The sequence below is a fragment of the Maricaulis sp. genome, assembly GCF_039978735.1.
Taxonomy (GTDB): domain Bacteria; phylum Pseudomonadota; class Alphaproteobacteria; order Caulobacterales; family Maricaulaceae; genus Maricaulis.
In genome coordinates this window covers 1-20,168 of sequence record NZ_JBDWAS010000023.1, presented here as the reverse complement: position 1 = coordinate 20,168, position 20,168 = coordinate 1, and the positions used below count along the sequence as shown (strand labels likewise).

At 63.4% G+C, this 20,168-nt stretch carries 33 protein-coding genes and 1 pseudogene; 2 read left to right on the top strand and 32 right to left on the bottom strand.

The features are described 5' to 3' along the window. Positions 1 to 137: 137 nt before the first annotated feature. Complete coding sequence (locus tag ABJO18_RS06715) at positions 138 to 1,130, bottom strand: RluA family pseudouridine synthase (RefSeq protein WP_348509387.1); 993 nt, start codon at positions 1,128 to 1,130, stop codon at positions 138 to 140. Beyond that, the gene (crcB, locus tag ABJO18_RS06710) at positions 1,127 to 1,525 is read right to left on the bottom strand and encodes a fluoride efflux transporter CrcB (RefSeq protein WP_348515805.1); all 399 of its coding nucleotides are present in this window, start codon (positions 1,523 to 1,525) and stop codon (positions 1,127 to 1,129) included. Before crcB ends, ABJO18_RS06715 begins: the two co-directional genes overlap by 4 nt. A 509-nt stretch (positions 1,526 to 2,034) precedes the next feature. Here crcB and ABJO18_RS06705 point away from each other — a divergent pair. Beyond that, a complete protein-coding gene (locus ABJO18_RS06705) occupies positions 2,035 to 2,739 on the top strand; it encodes a hypothetical protein (protein ID WP_348507885.1) in 705 nt (234 codons plus the stop codon). On the opposite strand, the gene ABJO18_RS06700 is transcribed toward ABJO18_RS06705, so the two are convergent. Continuing rightward, positions 2,736 to 4,046 carry a replication-associated recombination protein A gene (locus ABJO18_RS06700; RefSeq protein ID WP_348507884.1) on the bottom strand — a complete coding sequence of 437 codons (1,311 nt, stop codon included), beginning with the start codon at positions 4,044 to 4,046 and terminating at the stop codon, positions 2,736 to 2,738. The two genes, ABJO18_RS06705 and ABJO18_RS06700, sit on opposite strands and share 4 nt — an antisense overlap. An 80-nt stretch (positions 4,047 to 4,126) precedes the next feature. On the opposite strand from ABJO18_RS06700, the gene ABJO18_RS06695 reads away from it, so the two are divergent. Then, positions 4,127 to 4,573 (top strand): VOC family protein, encoded by a 447-nt coding sequence (locus ABJO18_RS06695; RefSeq protein WP_348507883.1) that lies wholly within the window; start codon positions 4,127 to 4,129, stop codon positions 4,571 to 4,573. On the opposite strand, the gene ABJO18_RS06690 is transcribed toward ABJO18_RS06695, so the two are convergent. From ABJO18_RS06690 to tuf, 29 genes and pseudogenes are all read right to left on the bottom strand, one after another. Next, positions 4,570 to 5,967 (bottom strand): Do family serine endopeptidase, encoded by a 1,398-nt coding sequence (locus ABJO18_RS06690; protein ID WP_348507882.1) that lies wholly within the window; start codon positions 5,965 to 5,967, stop codon positions 4,570 to 4,572. The genes ABJO18_RS06695 and ABJO18_RS06690 overlap by 4 nt on opposite strands. An 89-nt stretch (positions 5,968 to 6,056) precedes the next feature. Continuing rightward, the gene (gene rplQ / locus ABJO18_RS06685; RefSeq protein WP_271185330.1) at positions 6,057 to 6,479 is read right to left on the bottom strand and encodes a 50S ribosomal protein L17; all 423 of its coding nucleotides are present in this window, start codon (positions 6,477 to 6,479) and stop codon (positions 6,057 to 6,059) included. Positions 6,480 to 6,524: 45 nt separating this feature from the next. Further along, positions 6,525 to 7,544, bottom strand: coding sequence for a DNA-directed RNA polymerase subunit alpha (locus ABJO18_RS06680; RefSeq protein ID WP_271185329.1), 1,020 nt, complete (start codon positions 7,542 to 7,544; stop codon positions 6,525 to 6,527). 75 nt (positions 7,545 to 7,619) lie between these two features. Next, positions 7,620 to 8,009, bottom strand: a complete 390-nt coding sequence (gene rpsK / locus ABJO18_RS06675) for a 30S ribosomal protein S11 (protein ID WP_348507881.1) — start codon at positions 8,007 to 8,009, stop codon at positions 7,620 to 7,622. Between the two features lie 11 nt (positions 8,010 to 8,020). Next, positions 8,021 to 8,389, bottom strand: a complete 369-nt coding sequence (gene rpsM / locus ABJO18_RS06670) for a 30S ribosomal protein S13 (RefSeq protein ID WP_271185327.1) — start codon at positions 8,387 to 8,389, stop codon at positions 8,021 to 8,023. Between the two features lie 143 nt (positions 8,390 to 8,532). Beyond that, on the bottom strand, positions 8,533 to 9,099 hold the full coding sequence (locus ABJO18_RS06665; RefSeq protein ID WP_291889867.1) for an adenylate kinase: 567 nt from the start codon (positions 9,097 to 9,099) through the stop codon (positions 8,533 to 8,535). Next, entirely contained in the window at positions 9,096 to 10,436 is a 1,341-nt protein-coding gene (gene secY, locus ABJO18_RS06660) for a preprotein translocase subunit SecY (protein WP_348507880.1), read from the bottom strand. Before secY ends, ABJO18_RS06665 begins: the two co-directional genes overlap by 4 nt. Before the next feature lie 30 nt (positions 10,437 to 10,466). Then, on the bottom strand, positions 10,467 to 10,940 hold the full coding sequence (rplO, locus tag ABJO18_RS06655; RefSeq protein WP_271185325.1) for a 50S ribosomal protein L15: 474 nt from the start codon (positions 10,938 to 10,940) through the stop codon (positions 10,467 to 10,469). 40 nt (positions 10,941 to 10,980) lie between these two features. Further along, positions 10,981 to 11,166 carry a 50S ribosomal protein L30 gene (rpmD, locus tag ABJO18_RS06650; RefSeq protein ID WP_271185324.1) on the bottom strand — a complete coding sequence of 62 codons (186 nt, stop codon included), beginning with the start codon at positions 11,164 to 11,166 and terminating at the stop codon, positions 10,981 to 10,983. Between the two features lie 12 nt (positions 11,167 to 11,178). Next, positions 11,179 to 11,799 carry a 30S ribosomal protein S5 gene (rpsE, locus tag ABJO18_RS06645; RefSeq protein ID WP_271185323.1) on the bottom strand — a complete coding sequence of 207 codons (621 nt, stop codon included), beginning with the start codon at positions 11,797 to 11,799 and terminating at the stop codon, positions 11,179 to 11,181. A 12-nt stretch (positions 11,800 to 11,811) separates the two neighbouring features. Beyond that, positions 11,812 to 12,174, bottom strand: a complete 363-nt coding sequence (rplR, locus tag ABJO18_RS06640) for a 50S ribosomal protein L18 (protein WP_271185322.1) — start codon at positions 12,172 to 12,174, stop codon at positions 11,812 to 11,814. Between the two features lie 8 nt (positions 12,175 to 12,182). After that, entirely contained in the window at positions 12,183 to 12,716 is a 534-nt protein-coding gene (rplF, locus tag ABJO18_RS06635; RefSeq protein WP_348515804.1) for a 50S ribosomal protein L6, read from the bottom strand. A gap of 12 nt (positions 12,717 to 12,728) precedes the next feature. After that, entirely contained in the window at positions 12,729 to 13,127 is a 399-nt protein-coding gene (rpsH, locus tag ABJO18_RS06630; RefSeq protein WP_271185320.1) for a 30S ribosomal protein S8, read from the bottom strand. 13 nt (positions 13,128 to 13,140) lie between these two features. Next, on the bottom strand, positions 13,141 to 13,446 hold the full coding sequence (gene rpsN, locus ABJO18_RS06625; protein WP_291889877.1) for a 30S ribosomal protein S14: 306 nt from the start codon (positions 13,444 to 13,446) through the stop codon (positions 13,141 to 13,143). 49 nt (positions 13,447 to 13,495) lie between these two features. Then, the gene (gene rplE / locus ABJO18_RS06620; protein WP_271185318.1) at positions 13,496 to 14,056 is read right to left on the bottom strand and encodes a 50S ribosomal protein L5; all 561 of its coding nucleotides are present in this window, start codon (positions 14,054 to 14,056) and stop codon (positions 13,496 to 13,498) included. Beyond that, a complete protein-coding gene (gene rplX, locus ABJO18_RS06615) occupies positions 14,049 to 14,366 on the bottom strand; it encodes a 50S ribosomal protein L24 (RefSeq protein WP_271185317.1) in 318 nt (105 codons plus the stop codon). Before rplX ends, rplE begins: the two co-directional genes overlap by 8 nt. After that, complete coding sequence (rplN, locus tag ABJO18_RS06610) at positions 14,366 to 14,734, bottom strand: 50S ribosomal protein L14 (RefSeq protein WP_271185316.1); 369 nt, start codon at positions 14,732 to 14,734, stop codon at positions 14,366 to 14,368. Before rplN ends, rplX begins: the two co-directional genes overlap by 1 nt. A 38-nt stretch (positions 14,735 to 14,772) precedes the next feature. Continuing rightward, on the bottom strand, positions 14,773 to 15,009 hold the full coding sequence (rpsQ, locus tag ABJO18_RS06605; protein WP_271185315.1) for a 30S ribosomal protein S17: 237 nt from the start codon (positions 15,007 to 15,009) through the stop codon (positions 14,773 to 14,775). Between the two features lie 2 nt (positions 15,010 to 15,011). Beyond that, positions 15,012 to 15,233, bottom strand: a complete 222-nt coding sequence (gene rpmC / locus ABJO18_RS06600) for a 50S ribosomal protein L29 (protein WP_271185314.1) — start codon at positions 15,231 to 15,233, stop codon at positions 15,012 to 15,014. Between the two features lie 11 nt (positions 15,234 to 15,244). Then, on the bottom strand, positions 15,245 to 15,658 hold the full coding sequence (gene rplP, locus ABJO18_RS06595; protein ID WP_271185313.1) for a 50S ribosomal protein L16: 414 nt from the start codon (positions 15,656 to 15,658) through the stop codon (positions 15,245 to 15,247). Between the two features lie 11 nt (positions 15,659 to 15,669). Beyond that, the gene (gene rpsC / locus ABJO18_RS06590; RefSeq protein WP_271185312.1) at positions 15,670 to 16,374 is read right to left on the bottom strand and encodes a 30S ribosomal protein S3; all 705 of its coding nucleotides are present in this window, start codon (positions 16,372 to 16,374) and stop codon (positions 15,670 to 15,672) included. Then, positions 16,374 to 16,754, bottom strand: coding sequence for a 50S ribosomal protein L22 (gene rplV / locus ABJO18_RS06585; protein ID WP_271185311.1), 381 nt, complete (start codon positions 16,752 to 16,754; stop codon positions 16,374 to 16,376). Before rplV ends, rpsC begins: the two co-directional genes overlap by 1 nt. A 3-nt stretch (positions 16,755 to 16,757) precedes the next feature. Next, positions 16,758 to 17,036, bottom strand: a complete 279-nt coding sequence (gene rpsS / locus ABJO18_RS06580) for a 30S ribosomal protein S19 (protein ID WP_271185310.1) — start codon at positions 17,034 to 17,036, stop codon at positions 16,758 to 16,760. A gap of 10 nt (positions 17,037 to 17,046) precedes the next feature. Then, complete coding sequence (gene rplB / locus ABJO18_RS06575; protein ID WP_271185309.1) at positions 17,047 to 17,883, bottom strand: 50S ribosomal protein L2; 837 nt, start codon at positions 17,881 to 17,883, stop codon at positions 17,047 to 17,049. A gap of 1 nt (position 17,884) precedes the next feature. Beyond that, positions 17,885 to 18,181: a 50S ribosomal protein L23 gene (locus ABJO18_RS06570; protein WP_271185308.1), complete on the bottom strand. Its 297-nt coding sequence runs from the start codon at positions 18,179 to 18,181 to the stop codon at positions 17,885 to 17,887. Between the two features lies 1 nt (position 18,182). Continuing rightward, positions 18,183 to 18,818, bottom strand: coding sequence for a 50S ribosomal protein L4 (gene rplD / locus ABJO18_RS06565; protein WP_271185307.1), 636 nt, complete (start codon positions 18,816 to 18,818; stop codon positions 18,183 to 18,185). Next, positions 18,815 to 19,627, bottom strand: coding sequence for a 50S ribosomal protein L3 (gene rplC / locus ABJO18_RS06560; protein ID WP_348506349.1), 813 nt, complete (start codon positions 19,625 to 19,627; stop codon positions 18,815 to 18,817). Before rplC ends, rplD begins: the two co-directional genes overlap by 4 nt. A 4-nt stretch (positions 19,628 to 19,631) precedes the next feature. Continuing rightward, positions 19,632 to 19,946, bottom strand: a complete 315-nt coding sequence (rpsJ, locus tag ABJO18_RS06555) for a 30S ribosomal protein S10 (protein ID WP_011643734.1) — start codon at positions 19,944 to 19,946, stop codon at positions 19,632 to 19,634. Positions 19,947 to 20,027: 81 nt separating this feature from the next. Further along, positions 20,028 to 20,168: pseudogene (gene tuf / locus ABJO18_RS06550) on the bottom strand (elongation factor Tu); the annotation flags it as partial.

Below are 20,168 nucleotides of genomic sequence, written 5' to 3'. Positions count from 1 at the left end.
TCCTTGATCCGATCCCATTGTTCCGCACTTAGCTCGTAGCGCTTCGGTCGTGACATCCAACGCTCCAGATAAACGAATCTGGAACCCTATGAATCACACCCCGACCAACTTTGTGAATCCTTGAATGTCGATTGAGCCTAGGCCAGCTCATCCTCGACGCGTGCCTCGTCGATCTCGTTGGCGAAGAAGCCGAGTGTGTCGAAGATCTTCTGGGTCGGCTTGGGCAGATCCGCAGTGAGCACCAGCGGCGCCCCCTTGTCCCGCGGGATCTCCAGCCGTCTGGCATGCAGGCAGAGACGCCGGTCGAGATCTTCCGGGGCCGGACGGTCGCAGGTGTATTTGCGGTCGCCAAGAATGGCATGCCCCATCGCGGCCAGATGGACCCGCAGCTGGTGGGTGCGGCCGGTGACCGGGCGCAACGCGACCCAGCTGGCCTTCTGGCCGGCTTCGGCGACGACGGTATAGCGGGTCAGGGCGTGGCTTGCGCCCGGATCGCCGTGCGAGGCGGCGATCATGGTCTCGCGCTCGGCATCACCGCCGGCGCCGCCGGCCTTCTTCATGAAGCCCTTGACCTCGCCCTGCTTGGGCTTGGGAACGCCCAGGGCAATGGCCCAATACGTCTTCTTGGTGCGATGCGACTGAAACGCCTTCGCCAGCTTGGCCGTCGCCTTGGGGCCCTTGCCGACGATCAGGACGCCGGAGGTATCCTTGTCCAGCCGGTGCACCAGGCGCGGCCGGTCGAGGCCCGTACCGAAAGCGTCCAGCAGGCCATCGAGATGCCGCTGGGTCTTCGACCCGCCCTGCACGGCCAGGCCTGCGGGCTTGTTGAAAGCGATCAGCTCGTCGTCCTCGTAGATCACGAGGGATTTCACGAAGGCGGTATCTTCGGCCGACAGAGTCGGCCGGGCCGGTTTCTCGCCCGGTTCAGGCAGCGGCGGAACCCGCACTTCCTGGCCCTCGGAAACACGGCTATCCCCCTTTACACGGCCGCCATCGACACGGATCTGCCCCTTGCGGCAGAGCTTCTGCACCATCGTCGCGGGGACGTGCGGAAAGCGCCGCTTGAACCAGCGATCGACGCGGGAGCCATCTTCGGACGGCTCGACCTTCAGGGTTTGAACGCCACTCATGTCAGTACCTTGCGCATGATGATCAGCCCGGCGAACACCGCGCCCAGGGCCAGCAGAACCGATCCCGCCGCATAACCGAACGCCAGCGTATAGGCCTTGCGTTCGATCATCGTGGCGAGTTCCAGGGAGTAGGCCGAGAAGGTGGTGAACCCCCCGAGAAATCCTACAGCCCCCGCCAGTCTGATATACTGGTCGGCCTCACCCCGCCCCGCCAGGGCGAGCCAGCCGACCAGGAGCCCCATCGCCAGACCGCCGACGACATTCACGGCCAGCGTCCCCCAGGGCAGGCCCAGCGGCATTTGCGGTCCCAGCCAGCGCAGCGCCGCCTGGCCGACAAGATGCCGGGACACGGCACCGCCCGCCCCGCCCGCTGCGATGAGAAGGATATGGTTCATACGCCGCTCGATAGGACGGCCCCGCCGGATTGGCAAGCACGGCAACAGGGCGGGCCCGCCCGGACATTTCGGGTTGCGACAAAACGACCCACATTAACATATGAAATCCATTTAATTTTGCATTTTTGCATGGCTACTCTGGTGAAACGTCCATTGTGAAACCCGGCTAAGTCCTTATTTACCAACACGCGAACCGGGACGGCCGGCTCGCCAAGACCAAAGGACTTTTGCTGATGACCCGCGTTTCTTCGACCCTCTCGACGGTGGTCAACATCCTGTTCGTGGCCGGTGTGTTTGGGGCCATGACGATCGCGCTTTCCAGCGCCCTCGCCTAATCCCTCCCCCATCAGGCTTCGATCCGCCGACCGGCTCCCCTCACACGCCGGCGGCCCGGGATCGCCCGACCCAACGAAAGCGGGTGCTGCTCCAGCGGCGCCCGCTTTTGTTTTGGGCCCTTGGCACAGGGCTGCCAGGACATAGACTGCCGGCAGCAACGCCGGAGTCGTCTGATGTATCTGATTGCCCTTGCCGCCCTCATACTGCTGCAGGACACAACGCCTGACGGCGAGCCTGCACAGGAGGCAGCGGCGGAAACACCGGCCGAACCAACCGACGCCGCCACCCTCATCGCACTGACCGAAAGCCGCTGGGACGAGTGGAACAGCGTTATCGGCGAGCTGGCATCGCGCACGGCGCGGGAGCGCTTTGCTGCCGATCTGGTCTATCCGGTTATTGCCCGCACCGACCTGGAGGGCGGCGCACGCGGCCCGATCATGCAGGCGGGACAAACGCGGATCGACGCCCTGCAGGCGGAGAACACCGCTTGGGCAGCCGCCCAGCTGGATCCGCAGAGCTTCGCAGACTTCCACGCCCTGCAACCCCGGCCGGCCCGCGAACTCCTGCGCGTGGCCGAACGCGACGACGCCAATCTCGGCCGTATCGTCGCAGCGCTGGAGCCCGTCGCCCTGGCAGGCGGATATGACAGCGCCGCCTTCGCCGCTATGGCCGACCGTCACGCGCTCGCCGAAGACCGGCCCCAGCCCTACGGCACGCAGTCGCACTGCGCCGACGGCACCGTCACCCTGCACGAGATCGCCGAGCCGGACACACTAACCGAACGGCGCGAAGCCATTGGCTTGGAACCACTGGACCGCGAGGCCGCAGAAGGCGCCGCCTGCGAGATGGAAGACGCGACGCCGAGTTCGCCCGACTAGCCCTTGCGGCGCTCATTGCGCAGGGCCCGCCAGCGCTCCAGCCGTTCGCGGATCGCCGCTTCGCGGCCGCGGTCCTTCGGCTCGTAGAGCACCGGGCGCTCATTCATTTCGGCCGGAAAGTAATCCTGGCCGGACACGCCGCCCTCGACATCGTGGTCATATTCATAGCCCTTGCCGTATCCCTGCTGCTCCATGAGCCTGGTCGGGGCGTTGAGAATATGCGCCGGCGGCATGAGCGAGCCGGTCTCCTTGGCCAGCCGGCGGGCGCGCTTGTAGGCGACATAGACGGCATTGGACTTGGGTGCGGTAGCCAGATGCACCACGGCATGGGCCAGCGCCAGCTCGCCCTCGGGCGAGCCCAGGCGCTCGTAGGTCCGCGCCGCCTCATTGGCGATCATCAGGGCCGTGGGATCGGCGATGGCGATCTCTTCCGATGCCATGCGCACCAGACGGCGCGCCAGGAAAAGCGGGTCCTCGCCGCCCTCCAGCATGCGCGCAAACCAGTAGAGCGCGGCATCCGGATCGGAGCCGCGCACCGATTTGTGGAGCGCGGAAATGAGATTGTAGTGCTCTTCGCGATCCTTGTCGTAGGCTGTCGCCCGCTTGTTGAGAAGCTGAGCCAGGGCCGCGGCATCGAAGGGCGTGGCCGGATCGAAGGTGAAGGCCTCCTCGACGAGGTTGAGCAGGTAGCGGCCATCCCCGTCCGCCATCGAGCGAAGTGCCGTGCGTGCGCCGTCGTCGAGCGGCAGGGTGCGGCCCATCTCGGTCTCGGCGCGGGCGATCAGCTGGTCGAGGCCCGCATCGTCCAGGCGTTTGAGGACCAGGACCTGACAGCGCGACAGCAAAGCCGCATTGAGCTCGAAGGACGGGTTCTCGGTTGTCGCACCGACGAGCGTGACGGTCCCCTCTTCCACCACCGGGAGGAAACCGTCCTGCTGGGCGCGATTGAAGCGGTGGATCTCGTCAACAAAGAGCAGCGTACCCCGGCCGGCTGCCCGGCGGGCCCGGGCACGCTCGAAGGCTTTTTTCAGGTCGGCCACACCGGAGAAAACCGCCGAGAGAGGCTCGAACTCAAGATCGCTGTCCTCGGCCAGCAGGCGCGCGATCGTCGTCTTGCCGACGCCGGGCGGTCCCCACAGGATCAGCGAGGCCAGACGGCCCTGCGCCCGCATCCGGGCGATCGGCCCGGTACCCGTCAGCAGATGATCCTGGCCAACGACTTCGTCGAGGGTTTTCGGGCGCAACCGGTCAGCCAGCGGCCGCGGCGCGGCCTCCTCCAGCCCGGCGGATTGGAACAGATCGGTCATGACCGGACACTAGGCGGGTTTGCAGAGACGTAGAAGACTTCACCTGCTAGATTCGCTGCCGCTTGTCGGAGAGGCTCAGCATGCCCGAAACCACAGTCGTCACAGAGACCGTCAGTCCAGAAATGAGAGTCGTGCCCTATCTCAGCGTCCATGACGGGGCGGCAGCGCTGGACTTTTACGCCCGCGCCTTCGAGGCCGAGACGATTGAACGGTATGATTTCGACGGGAAGCTGGGCCATGCCACCGTGCGCATCAATGGCGGGATATTGATGCTGGCCGATGAATTTCCCGATCCGGACGGCCAGATCGGGAATGTCTCACCGAAGACGCTCGGCAATCGAACCACGTCGACGATCAATCTGAATGTCGACAACGCAGATGCCTGGTTCGAGCGGGCCGTGGCGGCGGGCGCCGCCCCGATCCGCCCCTGCCGCGACGAGTTCTTCGGCCGCCACGGCAAGCTGCGGGACCCGTTCGGTCATGTCTGGAGCCTGGTCGCGCTGAAGCCGCAGAGCGAGCAGCGCTAGTAGAGCCGCAATGCGGTCTCGTACCGGCGGCCGCGACGCTCGACCACGATCGGCCAGATCCGCTCTCCGTCCCGGCTCTGCAGGATATCGGCGAGGTCGTTTATGTCGCGAACCGGCTCACCCATCAGTTCGATCACCCGGTCACCGGCCCGGAAGACATTCGCCGCGACAGAACGCCCTGCGACCCGGTAGATCACCACCCCTTCCAGGAAAGGATCGAGCCCGACGCGTTCATTGAAGGCCGGCGACATCTCGACCAGCTGCGCGCCGGACAACGGGTTGCGGCCGGTCGCATCGAACGGCGCTGGCTCGGTCTCGCCCGGTGCCGGCTCGACAGGCACGTCGAGCGACAGCTCGTCGCCGTCGCGCAGGACGGTGAAGCTGGCCGCCTCGCCGGCAGCTCTTGTGGCCAGCCGGAAACGGGCGCCCGCCTCATCATTGATCTCGCGTCCGTCGACGGCCATCACGATGTCACCGCGGCGCAGTCCGGCCTCGTCGGCCGCGGCGCCGGGATAGACCTCGTTGACCAGTGCACCGCGCGGCCGGTTCAGGCCGAGTGCGCGGGACAGGTCGCCATCCACCGGCTGCAGACGAGCGCCAAGCCAGGGGCGAACAAGTTCGCCCTCGCCCAGCGCGGTATCGACCACACGGCGAACCATCTCGACCGGAATGGCAAAACCGATCCCGTTCGACCCGCCGGAGCGGGAGAAGATCATGGTGTTAACGCCGACGAGCTCGCCATCCATGTCGACCAGCGCGCCCCCGGAGTTCCCGGGGTTGATCGCCGCATCGGTCTGGATGAAGGAACCGAAATCGCTGCCGCCCACTTCTGTCCGCGCCAGGGCGGACACGATACCGGATGTCACGGTCTGGCCGACACCGAACGGATTGCCGATCGCCAGAACCAGATCGCCGACCTCGATGTCGCCGGCCATATCGAAGGGCATGACCGGCAGCGGCTCGTCGGTCTCGACTCGCAGGACCGCCAGATCGGTCGCCTCGTCGGTCAGGAGAATCTCCGCCTCGTATTCACGGCGGTCGGCGAGGACGACACGCAGCTCGGTGGCATTGTTGACGACGTGATTATTGGTGACGATCACACCGGACGCATCGACAATGACGCCAGAGCCCAGAGAATTCTGCTCGCGTGGCTGGCTGCGGAACATGCGCGAAAAGAACGGGTCGTTGGCGAAGGGGTGCTGCGCGGCGACCACGCGCCGCGAATAGACATTCACAACCGCCGGTGTCGCCTCGCGCACGATGGGCGCAAAGGACAGCTGCATCTGGGTGCGGCTTTCGGGAACAGCGCGCTCCGAACTGTCGACGAAGGGAATGTCCTGCGCGAGGGCTGGCGAACAGGCGATGAGAGAGGCGATGAGGACGTGTCTGATCATGGCTTCCACTTAGGCACAGCTGAGACAAGAAAAAAGGCGGCATTGCATGAGCAAAGCCGCCTTCTTCTGAACGTGCAATGACCGAGACCTTACTCCTCAGTCATGCCTTCTTCTGCTTCCAGGCGCGCGCGGTCGACGGCGCCCTTGGCGGCCGGGTCGCGATCGACGAGTTCGATCACGGCCATCGGCGCATTGTCGCCATGACGGAAGCCGGCCTTCAGCACGCGGGTGTAACCGCCATTGCGCTCGGCATAGCGGCCGCCCAGCGTATCGAACAGCTTCTTGACCTGGTCCTCGTTGCGGACGCGGGACATGGCCAGACGACGACCGTGGATATCACCGCGCTTGGCCAGCGAGATGAGCTTGTCCATGAACGGAGCCAGCTCCTTCGCCTTCGGCAGGGTGGTGACGATTTGCTCGTGCTCGATCAGCGAAGCGGCCATATTGGCCAGCATCGCCTTGCGGTGCGAGTGCGTGCGGTTCAGTTTGCGATGTGCGATGCCGTGACGCATGGCTATATCTCCTCAGGTCCGGTTCGGGTGCCTCCCGGCAGCCGCCTAGACGTGATCCTCAAAACGTTTGGCCAGATCCTCGATGTTCTCCGGCGGCCAGTTCGGCGCTTCCATACCCAGGTGCAGACCCATCTGGGCGAGAACTTCCTTGATCTCGTTAAGCGACTTGCGGCCGAAGTTCGGGGTGCGGAGCATTTCCGCCTCGGACTTCTGGATCAGGTCGCCGATGTAGACGATATTGTCGTTCTTCAGGCAGTTCGCCGAACGCACCGACAGTTCCAGCTCGTCGACCTTGCGCAGCAGCGCCGGGTTGAAGTCGAGCTCGGGCTTGTCGTCCTCGGCCGGACGCGCCTCGACAGCTTCCTCGAAATTGATGAAGATCTGGAACTGGTCCTGCAGGATGCGCGCTGCGAAGGCAACGCTGTCTTCCGGCGTGACGGTTCCGTCGGTCTCGATCTCGAGCGTCAGCTTGTCATAGTCCAGAACCTGGCCCTCACGGGTGTTCTCGACCTTGTAGGACACGCGCTTGACCGGGCTGAACAGCGAGTCGACGCCGATCAGGCCGATCGGGGCGTCTTCCGGACGGTTCCGCTCGGACGGCACATAGCCCTTGCCCGTGTTGACCGTGAACTCCATGCGGATTTCCGCACCCTCATCGAGCGTGCACAGGACGAGGTCCTTGTTCACGATCTCGACATCGGCGGTCTCTTCAATGTCACCGGCGGTGACAATGCCCGGACCGGACTTCTTCAGGACAACCCGCTTGGGGCCTTCGCCATGCATGCGCAGGGCGATCTGCTTGATGTTCAGGACGATGTCGGTGACGTCTTCACGCACACCGTCGATCGACGAGAACTCGTGCACCACGCCGTCAATGTGGACATTCGTCACGGCTGCGCCCTGCAGGGAGGACAGCAGCACGCGGCGAAGCGCATTGCCGAGCGTCATGCCGAAGCCGCGCTCCAGCGGTTCCGCAACGATCTTCGCCTGACGCTCCGGGTCATGCCCCGGCTCGATTTCCGGCTTCATCGGGCGGATAAGTTCCTGCCAGTTCTTCTCGATCACGTTCTTACTGCCCCTTCATCAGCCGCCCGGCCCCTGGCCGGCGGCGCGTTCAACAGGCGAAATGCGCGCCGCGGATTAGACGCGGCGGCGCTTCGGCGGACGGCAGCCGTTGTGCGGGATCGGCGTGACGTCCTGGATGGTGGTGATGGTGAAACCCACCGATTGCAACGCACGCAGCGCGCTTTCGCGCCCCGAACCCGGGCCCGAGACCTTCACTTCGATGGTCTTCATGCCGTGCTCGATTGCCTTCTTGCCAGCGTCTTCAGCGGCCATCTGGGCCGCATACGGGGTCGACTTGCGCGAACCCTTGAAGCCCATGTGACCGGCGGACGACCAGGAAATCGCATTGCCCTGGGCGTCGGTGATGGTCACCATGGTATTGTTGAAGCTGGCATTCACGTGGGCGACGCCCGACGTGATGTTCTTACGCTCGCGCCGCTTAACGCGGCTCGGTTCCTTAGCCATATCTCAGGGCCCTACTTCTTCTTGCCGGCGATCGGCTTGGCGGGACCTTTGCGCGTGCGCGCATTGGTGTGAGTGCGCTGGCCGCGGACCGGAAGGCCGCGACGGTGGCGCAGGCCACGATAGTTGCCCAGGTCCATGAGGCGCTTGATGTTGACCGCGACTTCACGGCGCAGATCCCCTTCCACGAGGTGATCACGATCGATCACTTCACGGATTTGCAGGATTTCTGCGTCATTCAGGTCGGCAACGCGGCGCTCCGGAGCGATGGAAACCTGCTCGCAGATCTCCTTCGCCTTGGCCGGGCCAATGCCGTGGATATAGCGAAGCGCGATTTCAACGCGCTTATTCGTCGGAATATTGACGCCGGCAATACGGGCCACTTTCCATCTCCCAAGTCAGAACGCCATTCGCGGACGAACCAATGGGCAACCTTTCGGTCGCCGCATGAGCTCGCCCGTTTCGCGAAGGGCGCTATCTACAGTCAGCGTTGCCGCCCCGTCAATGGGGTTGCAACAGGTGTGTGTCACTTCGTGTCCAGTGCCGCAGCAATTCTCGCTGCGACGTCTTCCATCGACCCCATGCCCTCGACTTCCTTCAGCTTGCCTTGAGCGGCGTAGAAGGGAAGCAGAGGCGCGGTCTGATCCTGATAGGCTTTCAGGCGCACCTTGAACGCGTCGATATTGTCGTCGGCACGTCCCTCTTCGGCCGCACGCTTTTCCATGCGTGCGACAAGTTCCTGTTCATCCACCAGAAGGCGGACAACCGCATCGACCTGCGTACCGCGCTTCTCGAGCGCCGCATCCAGGGCTTCAGCCTGCGCGACGGTGCGCGGAAAGCCGTCGAAAATCGCGCCACCGGCCGATTCGGCCTCAGGCAGGCGCTCTTCGATCAGTTCGATAACGATCGCGTCGGGAACCAGGTTCCCGCCATCGACGATGGCCTTTACGCGATTGCCGAGTTCGGAGCCGGACGCAATCGCCGCGCGCAGCATGTCACCGGTCGACAGCTGGACCCAGCCGCGATCGGAAACGAGTTTCTTGGCTTGCGTGCCCTTGCCGCAACCCGGCGGTCCGAACAGGATGATGTTCATCGTTTGCGCCCCCGCAGTTTCGATTTCTTGATCAGCCCTTCATACTGGTGCGCCAGCAGGTGGGACTGGATCTGGGAAATCGTGTCCATCGTCACCGACACGACGATGAGGATGGACGTACCGCCCAGGGCAATGGCCGCACCGCCGCCCATCAGCATGGGAACCATGCAGATCACGACCAGGTAGATCGCGCCGATCAGGGTCAGGCGGGACAGCACGAAATCGATGTATTCCGCGGTCCGCTTGCCCGGACGGATGCCCGGCAGGAAGCCGCCATACTTGCGCAGATTGTCCGCGGTATCTTCCGGATTGAAGACGACGGACGTGTAGAAGAAGCAGAAGAACACGATCATCGCCGCATACATCGTCAGGAAGAGCGGCGAGCCCTGGCCGAGATAGGCGACCACGGTCTGCAGCCATTCCGGTCCCGACTGCTGCTGGAAACTGGCGGCCGTTGCCGGCAGGAAGAGCAGCGACGAGGCGAAGATCGGCGGGATCACGCCCGCAGTGTTCAGTTTGAGCGGCAGGAAGGAGGTATCGCCTCCGACCATGCGATTGCCCTGCTGGCGCTTGGGGTACTGCACCAGAAGCCGGCGTTGCGAGCGCTCGATGAAGACCACCAGAACCAGGCCGGCCAGCACCAGGAGGATGCCGCCGAAGAAGACCGGCGCCGCCAGGGCGCCCGAAGCCGCCTGGCTCAGCGCACCGCCGAGCAGGCCCGGCACGGCCGAGATGATACCGGCGAAAATGATCAGCGAGACGCCATTGCCCACGCCGCGCGACGTGATCTGTTCACCCAGCCACAAGAGCAGCATGGTGCCGCCGACCAGGGTGATCACCGTCGAGGCGATGAAGAAGGGGCCCGGATTGATGGCCATGGTCAGGCCGTCGGCGTTCGGCGTGTTCATACCGATCGCGATCGCAAAGGCCTGGCCGGCCGCCAGCAGCACGGTCAGGTAACGCGTGTACTGGTTGATCTGCTGGCGCCCCTGCTCGCCACCTTCCTTCTTGAGCTTTTCGAGGCTCGGAATAGTGGCGGACATGAGCTGCATGATGATCGAGGCCGAGATATACGGCATCACGTTCAGCGCGAAGATCGCCATGCGTTCGACGGCACCGCCGCCGAGCGTGTTGAACATGTTCAGGATACCGCCCTGGAATTGTTCAAACACACGCGCATACTGGACCGGATCGATCCCCGGTATCGGCACGAAGGTACCGATCCGGTAGACGATCAGGATCCCGATCGTGAACAGAATACGTTGTTGCAGCTCCTTCGCCTTGGCGAAGGAGCTGAAATTCATGTTCGCAGCAAGCTGTTCGGCAGCTGAAGCCATAAACTCGTCCCCGAAAGGTCAGCGTGGGTCCTATTCCGCGGCCTTGGCCACGGCGACGGTCACCTTGCCGCCCGCCTTCTCGACAGCCTCGATGGCCGCCTTGGAGGCACCGGCAACGGTGACGTCAAGTTTGGACTTGAGCTCACCTTTCGCAAGGAGGCGGATGCCATCCAGTTCACGACGGACCAGGCCGGCCGCGATCAGGACTTCGGCATTGATCGGCTTTTTCGCGTCGATCTTGCCTTCAGCGATGGCCTTCTCGATGCGGCCGACGTTCACTTCCGCCCAGCTCTTGCGGTTCGGCTTGTTGAAGCCCCGCTTCGGCAGACGCATGTGAAGCGGCATCTGACCGCCTTCAAAGCCCTTGATGGCCACGCCCGAACGGGACTTCTGGCCTTTGACGCCGCGACCGCCGGTCTTGCCCTTGCCGGAGCCGATACCACGGCCGACGCGGGTGCGCAGCTTGGCGGCGCCGTCATTGTCGCGCAGTTGATTGAGACGCATGTCGTTCTCCATTCGATGGAGCGGTTTCCCCTTGAGGGACCTACTCCTCGACGATTTCCACCATATGGCTGACTTTGGCGATCATGCCGCGGACAGCCGGGGTGTCTTCCAGTTCGCGAACGCGACCGATCTTGCCGAGGCCGAGACCGGTCAGCGTTGCACGCTGATCCTGAGGGCGGCGCGTGGGGCTGCCCGTCTGGCGAACACGGAGCGTTTTCTTGGCCATGGTTCGCAGTCCTTACGCTTCGATCGCTTCCGGCGAAGACGCACCGTCATCGCGGCGGTTCACCAGATCACCAACCTTCAGGCCACGCTTGGCAGCAACCGAGCGCGGGCTCGACTGCGACCGCAGCGCATCCATGGTGGCGCGGATCATGTTGTACGGGTTCGAGGTGCCGACCGACTTGGCAACGACGTCCTGGACCCCGAGGGATTCCAGCACGGCGCGCATCGGACCGCCGGCGATAACACCGGTACCCGGAGGGGCAGCCCGCAGGATCACCTTACCAGCGCCGTGACGGCCCTTGGTGTCGTGATGCAGGGTGCGGCCTTCACGAAGCGGCACGCGGATCATCGTCTTCTTGGCCTCGTCGGTCGCCTTGCGGATGGCTTCCGGCACTTCGCGCGCCTTGCCCTGACCGAAGCCGACACGGCCCTTGGCGTCGCCGACAACCACGAGCGCGGCGAACTGGAAGTTCCGGCCGCCCTTCACGGTCTTGGCAACGCGGTTGATGTGGACGAGCTTGTCTACGAGCTCGTCGTCGCGTTCCTGTTCGCGGTCGCGTCCGCGGCCGCGGCCACGGCCGCCGCGATCGCCGCGATCACCGCGGTCACGCTGCTGCTCGTTTTGATGAGCCATACGTCCGCTCCCTTAGAAGTTCAGGCCGCCCTCGCGGGCCGCCTCTGCGAGCGCTTTGACACGCCCGTGATAGATGTAACCGCCACGGTCGAAGACGACGTCCTTGACGCCTTCCTTCACCGCGCGCTCGGCAATCAGCTTGCCCACGATTTCCGCGGCCTTCGTGTCCCAGCCCTTGGAATGCTCCTTCAGGGCGACCTCTTCCAGGGAAGAGGCGGAAACGAGGGTCTTGCCCGCCACATCGTCGATGATCTGGGCATAGATGTTTTTCGCGGACCGGTGCACCGACAGACGCGGACGCCCATTGGCGAACTTGCGCAGGCGGGTGCGGTTGCGCTGGGCGCGCCGGACCGATTTTTCGCGTTGAGTCTTCATCGCACGCCCTACTTCTTCTTGCCTTCTTTGCGGCGAATGTATTCGCCGACATACTTGATGCCCTTGCCCTTGTAGGGTTCCGGCGGACGGAAGCGACGGATTTCCGCAGCGACCTGACCGACCTTCTGCTTGTCCGCGCCGGAGATCTTCACCTCGGTCGGCTTCGGACAGGCCAGCGTAACCCCCTGGGGCGCGTCATAGATGACGTCGTGGGACAGGCCCAGCGACAGCTTCAGCGAAGAACCCTGCATCTGGGCGCGGTAACCGACGCCGACCAGTTCGAGATCCTTCTCGAAGCCGTCAGCGACGCCCTTGACCAGATTGGCGACCAGTGCCCGCTGCATGCCCCACATGGCACGCGCCTTCTTCGACTCGTCGACCGGCTTGATGGTGATGCCATCTTCGCCCTGGCTGACGGTAACGTCGTCGACGAAGGACATGGACAGTTCGCCCTTGGGCCCCTTCACGGTCAGGCTGCCATCCTGGAGCGTCGCGGTGACGCCGGAAGGAATGGCGACGGGGAGTTTACCGATACGTGACATTGGCTCGCTCCCTTAGCTCACGTGACAGAGGATTTCGCCGCCCACATTGGCCTCGCGAGCAGTCGCATCCGACATCACGCCCTTGGGCGTGGACAGGATTGCGATGCCGAGGCCGTTCTGGACGAGCGGCAGGTCCTTGACACCGGAATACACACGGCGGCCCGGCTTGGAGATACGCTTGATTTCGCGGATCACCGAGTCACCTTCGAAATACTTGAGTTCGATTTCGAACTCTTTCTGGCCGTTGGCGTGTTCCACTTCCGCGTAATCGCGGATGTAGCCTTCGCTCTTCAGCACATCAAGCACGCGGCGGCGCAGGGCCGAAGCCGGCGTGTTCACGTTCCGCTTGTTGCGCATCAGCGCGTTGCGGATACGGGTCAGCATATCGCCGAGAGGATCGTTCACAGACATGTCGGGCCCCCTCTTACCAGCTCGACTTGACCATGCCCGGGATCATCCCCTGGCTGGCCAGTTCACGCAGCGCGATACGCGACATGCGCAGCTTGCGATAGAATGCGCGCGGGCGGCCGGTGACTTCACACCGGTTGCGGATGCGCGACGGAGCCGAGTTGCGGGGCAGCCCGGCCAGTTTCAGCTGAGCAGCAAAACGCTCCTCAACCGGCAGTTCCTGATTGCGCGCGATCGCCTTCAGTGCGGCCCGCTTGGCAGCATAGCGCTGCGACATGCGTTCCCGCTTGCGATTGCGTTCAACTGCGGAAGATTTCGCCATTTAAGTCCTCCTGCGTGCAGAGCCCGAGCGGCTCTGCTCTCCTGCTGCGTTAGTTCGTAAACGGAAAATCGAACTCGGCCAGCAGGGCCTTCGCTTCCTCATCATTGCCTGCGGTGGTGCAGACAACGATATCCATACCCCGGATCTTCTCGACCTTGTCATAGTCGATTTCCGGGAACACGATATGTTCCTTCAGACCCATCGCGTAATTGCCACGACCGTCGAAGCTCTTTCCGTTGAGCCCGCGGAAGTCACGCACACGCGGCAGGGCGATGGTGATCAGGCGATCCAAGAACTCGTACATACGGTCCTGGCGCAGGGTCACCTTCGCGCCGATCACCTGCTCCTCGCGGAGCTTGAAGCCTGCAATCGACTTCTTGGCAACCGTCTTGACCGGCTTCTGGCCGGAAATGGCTTCCAGATCCTCAAGGGCACCCTTGATTTTCTTGGAGTCCTGGGCAGCTTCGCCGACGCCCATGTTGATCACGATCTTGTCCAGACGCGGGATCTGCATGTCGTTCGCGTAGCCGAACTTTTCCTTCATGCGCGCCTTGATCTCGTCGCGGTATTTCGCACGAAGGCGCGGGGTGTAGGTGTCAACCTCAGACATCGATGACCTCACCGGATGCTTTGGCGACACGGACCTTGCGGCCGTCATCAAGCGTCTTGAAGCCGACACGGGTCGGTTCGCCGGTTTTCGGATCGGCCAGCGCCACGTTCGAGACGTGGATCGCGGCTTCCTTTTCCTTGATGCCGCCCTGGTCGGTCTGGGTCGGGCGGGTGTGGCGCTTGACCACGTTCACGCCCGCCACGAAGACCTTGTCCTCGGCCGGAACCACTTTCATGACCTCGCCGGTCTTGCCCTTGTCGCGGCCGGCGAGAATGACGACCTTGTCGCCCTTCTTGATCTTGGCAGCCATTACAGCACCTCCGGTGCCAGCGACACGATCTTCATGTGGTTCTTGGAGCGAAGCTCACGCGGAACCGGGCCGAAGATACGCGTACCGAGCGGCTCGTTATTATTGTTGATGATCACCGCGGCATTGGAGTCGAAGCGAATGACGGAACCGTCCTTGCGCTTGATGTCCTTGGCCACGCGAACGACGACGGCCTTGCGGACGTCACCCTTCTTCACGCGGCCACGCGGGATGGCTTCTTTCACGGAGACGACAATGATGTCGCCCACGTGGGCGTAGCGACGCTTGGCACCGCCCAGCACCTTGATGCATTGCACACGGCGGGCGCCAGAATTGTCGGCTACGTCCAGATTGGTTTGCATCTGGATCATGGCAGATCCTCCTTAGGAAAGGGTCTCGGCCTGCGGGCTTACGCCTGCGCCGGGACAACCTCCCACCGCTTCAGTTTCGACTTGGGTGCACATTCCTGGATCTGGACCTGGTCACCCACTTTGAACGCATTGGCTTCGTCATGCGCGTGATAACGCTTGGTGCGACGAACCGTTTTGCGGAGCAGCGGGTGGAGGAAGGTCCGTTCCACACGCACGACCACGGTCTTGGCACCTTTGTCACTCACCACGACGCCTTGCAGGATACGCTTAGGCATCGCTAGCTCCCTTGCTCTTGCTGCGACTTGCGCTCGCTCTGAACGGTCTGGATGCGCGCGATGTCGCGGCGCACCTTGCCGTAGCGAGCGGTGTTTTCCAGCTGGCCGGCGGCCTGCTGGAAACGCAGGTTGAATTGCTCTTTCTTGCGCTTCAGGAGTTCGTCCTGGAGCTGGTCGTCCGTCATGGCGCGAACGTCGACGGCCTTGAGTTCTTTATCGCTCATTGCCCGATCTCCTACTCGCCCAACCGGGCGACGATCTTGGTCTTGATCGGCAGCTTCGCGGCGCCGAGTGCCAGGGCCTCACGTGCGACGCTCTCCGGAACACCGTCGATCTCGAACATGATGCGGCCAGGCTTGACCTTGCACGCCCAGAATTCGGGCGAGCCTTTACCTTTACCCATCCGGACTTCGGTCGGCTTCTTGGAAACCGGCACATCCGGGAAGATGCGGATCCACACGCGACCGGCACGCTTCATGTGACGGGTGATGGCCCGGCGCGTGGCTTCGATCTGGCGTGCGGTGACGCGTTCCGGCTGCAGCGCCTTGAGGCCGTAGGAGCCGAAGTTCAGCGTATAGCCACCCTTCGCAGCACCCTTGATGCGGCCCTTGTGCGCCTTGCGGAATTTTGTGCGTTTCGGTTGCAGCATGGCTGATATCCTTACGCGGCTTGACGGCCCGAACGGGCACGTTGCTCACCCGACTCCTGGAGACGACGCTCCTGGGCCATCGGGTCGTGATCCATGATCTCGCCTTTGTAGATCCAGACCTTGATGCCGATGATGCCCATCGCGGTCTTGGCTTCGGCGGTTCCGTAATCGATGTCGGCGCGCAGCGTGTGGAGCGGCACAGAGCCTTCCTGGTACTGCTCGGAGCGCGCGATCTCGGCGCCGCCGAGACGGCCGCCGCAGACGATCTTGCAGCCCTTGGCGCCCATGCGCATCGCCGACTGCATCGAACGCTTCATCGCACGGCGGAAAGCCACGCGGCGCTCGAGCTGCTGGGCGATGGACTCGGCCACCAGATTGGCGTCGATCTCGGGCTTGCGCACTTCGACCAGGTTCAGGAAAACCTCGCCGTCGACCATCTTGGACAGTTCCTTGCGGAGCGTCTCGATGTCCGAACCCTTCTTGCCGATCACCACACCCGGGCGGGCCGTGTGGATGGTGACGCGGCACTTCTTGTGCGGGCGCTCGATCACGATCTTCGACACGCTGGCATTCTTCAGGCGCGCCTTCAGCATCTTGCGGATCTTCAGATCCTCATGAAGCAGCTTGGCGTACTCGCCCGCGCCGGCATACCAGCGCGATTCCCAGGTGCGGTTGACGCCAAGGCGCAGACCGATCGGATTGATTTTCTGACCCATCAGGCGGCCTCCTCGACTTCGCGCACCACGATGGTGAGCTCGGAAAACGGCTTCAGGATCTTCGCACCGCGACCGCGGGCGCGCGCCTTGTACCGCTTCATGACCAGGTTCTTGCCGACATAGGCTTCCGACACGACAAGGCTGTCGATGTCGAGACCATGATTGTTCTCGGCATTGGCGATCGCGGACTCGAGGGTCTTGCGAACCTCCTTGGCGATGCGCTTGCGCGAAAACTCGAGATCCGCCAGCGCACGCTCGACCTTCTTGCCGCGGATCATCGCGGCCACCAGGTTGAGCTTCTGCGGGCTGGTGCGGATCATCCGCAGCTTGGCGCGCGCTTCGTTGTCAGCGACGCGACGGGGATTGGCAGACTGTCCCATCGCTTATCTCCGCTTCGCTTTCTTGTCCGCCGCGTGACCGTAATAGGTCCGGGACGGAGCGAACTCGCCGAGCTTGTGGCCGACCATGTCTTCGGTCACCAGCACCGGCACGAACTTGTTGCCGTTGTGGACCTGGAAGGTCAGACCCACGAATTGCGGCATGATGGTAGAACGGCGCGACCAGGTCTTGATCGCTTGCTTGCGGCCGCCCTCGTGCGACTTTTCCGCTTTTTTCAGCAGATAGCCGTCGACGAACGGACCTTTCCAGACAGAACGAGGCATCGTCGGCTCCCTATCGCTTCTTGCGCTCGTGGCGCGAGCGGATGATGAACTTGTCCGTAGACTTGTTCTTGCGCGTCTTCGCACCCTTGGTCGGCTTGCCCCACGGGGTCACCGGGTGACGGCCGCCCGAGGTCCGGCCTTCACCACCGCCATGCGGGTGGTCGACCGGGTTCATCACGACGCCGCGGACGGACGGGCGACGACCCAGGTGGCGATTGCGACCGGCCTTGCCGAGATTGATGTTCAGGTGGTCCGGGTTCGACACCGCACCGACCGTCGCCATGCAGCTGTCCGGAACCATGCGCAGTTCACCCGAAGACAGGCGGATTTGGGCATAGCCGGCGTCACGGCCGACGAGCTGGACATATGCACCGGCGGAACGGGCGATCTGACCACCCTTCTCCGGCTTCATCTCGACATTGTGCAGGATCGTACCGACCGGCACAGCCTTCAGCGGCATGGCGTTGCCCGGCTTCACGTCGCACTTGGCGGATGCGATGACAACATCGCCTTCCGACAGGCGCTGCGGCGCCAGGATGTACGCCTTTTCACCGTCCTCATACTGGATGAGAGCGATGAAAGCCGTCCGGTTCGGATCGTATTCCAGGCGCTCGACGGTCGCGGGCACATCCCACTTGCGGCGCTTGAAATCGATCACACGGTACAGGCGCTTCGCGCCACCGCCACGACGGCGGGCCGTGATGCGACCGGTATTGTTGCGGCCACCCTTTTTGGTGAGGCCTTCAACCAGCGTCTTTTCCGGACGGCCCTTGTGCAGCGCGGAGCGATCCACGAGCACGAGGGCGCGGCGGCCCGGAGAAGTCGGTTTGAATGTTTTCAAAGCCATCTTACAGACCCGTCGTCACGTCGATCGAGTGACCCTCTGCGAGAGTCACGACCGCTTTCTTCTGGTCATTGCGCTTGCCGTGAATGCCACGGAAACGCTTGGTCTTGCCGTGAACCTTGATCGTGTTCACCGCTGTCACCTTCACCTTGAAGAGTTGTTCGACCGCTTCCGCGATCTCCTTCTTGTTGGCGCTCAGCGGGACGAAGAAGACGACCTTGCCGTCTTCCGACAGCAGGGTGGACTTTTCCGTGATCACCGGTCCCAGGATCGTATCGTAATGGCGCGCAGCAGCCGTCATCTTAAGCCTCCTTCGCGCTCAGGCGTTCGTGGATCTTTTCCACGGCGGCCTTCGTCAGCACCAGGGTGTCGCGACGCAGCACGTCATAGACGTTCAGACCCTGAGCGGGCAGCACGTCGATGAGCGGCAGGTTGCGAGCAGCCTTGGCGAAATTCTCGTCGACCTGCTCACCGGAGATGAACAGGGCGTTCGAAATGCCCAGGCCTTCGAGCGAAGCGCGCAGGTCCTTCGTCTTCGGCTCGGTCAGGACGGCATCATCAAGAATGATAAGCGCCTTGGAACCGGCCTTGGAGGACAGGGCGTGACGCAGACCCAGCGCACGGACCTTCTTGGGAAGATCGTGGGCGTGCGAGCGGACCCGCGGGCCGTGTGCCTTGCCGCCGCCGACGAAGATCGGAGCCGAACGGGCGCCGTGACGTGCACCGCCACCGCCTTTTTGCCGGCCGAACTTCTTCTTCGTGCGAGCGATTTCCGAGCGGCCGAGCGTCTTGTGCGTGCCCTGCTGGCGCGCAGCCAGCTGCCACTTCACAACGCGCTGGAGGAGGTCGGAGCGCACCTCTTCGATGCCGAAGACGGCATCGTCGAGATCGATAGCACCGGCGTCCTTCGCCGCGAGGGTTTTTACCTCGATCTTCATGCTTGCGTTCCTTCTTCACCTTCGGCGGCCGTGTCCGTCGCTGCCGCTTCGGCTTCCGCCGGCGCAGCGTCGTTCTCGACAGCCGGCGCTGCCTCAGCAGCCGGCGCGTTCATTTCGTCCAGCGTCCGGAACTTGCCCGGCAGCGGGAGCTCCATGTCGCCATAGCCCTTGATGGCATCGCGCAGCTCGACCCAGCCGCCGGCCGATCCCGGCACCGCACCCTTGACCAGGATAAGGCCGCGATCCGCATCGACGCGGACAACTTCGATATTCTGCGTGGTCACGCGGGTCGCGCCCATGTGACCGGCCATCTTCTTGCCCTTGAACACCTTGCCCGGGTCCTGGCACTGGCCGGTGGACCCGTGGGAGCGGTGCGAGATCGACACGCCGTGCGAGGCGCGCAGGCCGCCGAAATTGTGCCGCTTCATGGCACCGGCGAAACCCTTACCGATCGAAATGCCGGCAACGTCGACCTTCTGGCCCGGAACGAAGTGATCGGCCGTCAGCTCGGCGCCGACCTCGATCAGGGCGTCCTCGGCAACGCGGAACTCGACCAGCTTGCGCTTCGGAGCCACATTGGCCTTGGCGAAGTGACCGCGCAGCGCCTTGGGCGTCCGCTTGGCCTTGGCTTCGCCGGCACCCAGCTGCAGAGCGACATAGCCGTCACGGTCAGCGGTCTTGTGAGACACGACCTGGACGCCATCCAGCTGCAGCACGGTGCAAGGCACGTGCACGCCGTCATCGGCGAAAATACGCGTCATGCCCAGCTTGCGGGCGATCACGCCGGTTCTACGATCTTCCTGGCGCATAACCCTACGCTCCCAGCTTGATCTCGACGTCCACGCCGGCCGACAGGTCGAGCTTCATCAGCGCGTCAACTGTCTGCGGGGTGGGGTCAACAATGTCGAGAAGGCGCTTGTGAGTCCGGATCTCGAACTGTTCGCGCGACTTCTTGTCGATGTGCGGCGAGCGCAGCACCGTGAACTTCTCAATGCGCGTCGGCAGCGGAATCGGACCGCGAACGTTCGCGCCGGTGCGCTTGGCGGTGGAGACAATCTCCCGGGTGGAATTATCCAGAACCCGGTGATCGAACGCCTTCAGGCGAATGCGGATGTTTTGACGTTCCATCAAACCGATCCCGTTTCTAAACTTTCAAAAAGAGCAATGAGCGGGGCGGCACACACGGCACCGCCCTGCCCGGATTTCTTGTTACTCGACGATCTTGGAAACAACACCGGCGCCGACGGTACGTCCGCCTTCACGGATAGCGAAGCGCAGCTTCTCTTCCATGGCGATCGGCGTGATCAGCTCGACATTCATTTCCACATTATCGCCCGGCATCACCATCTC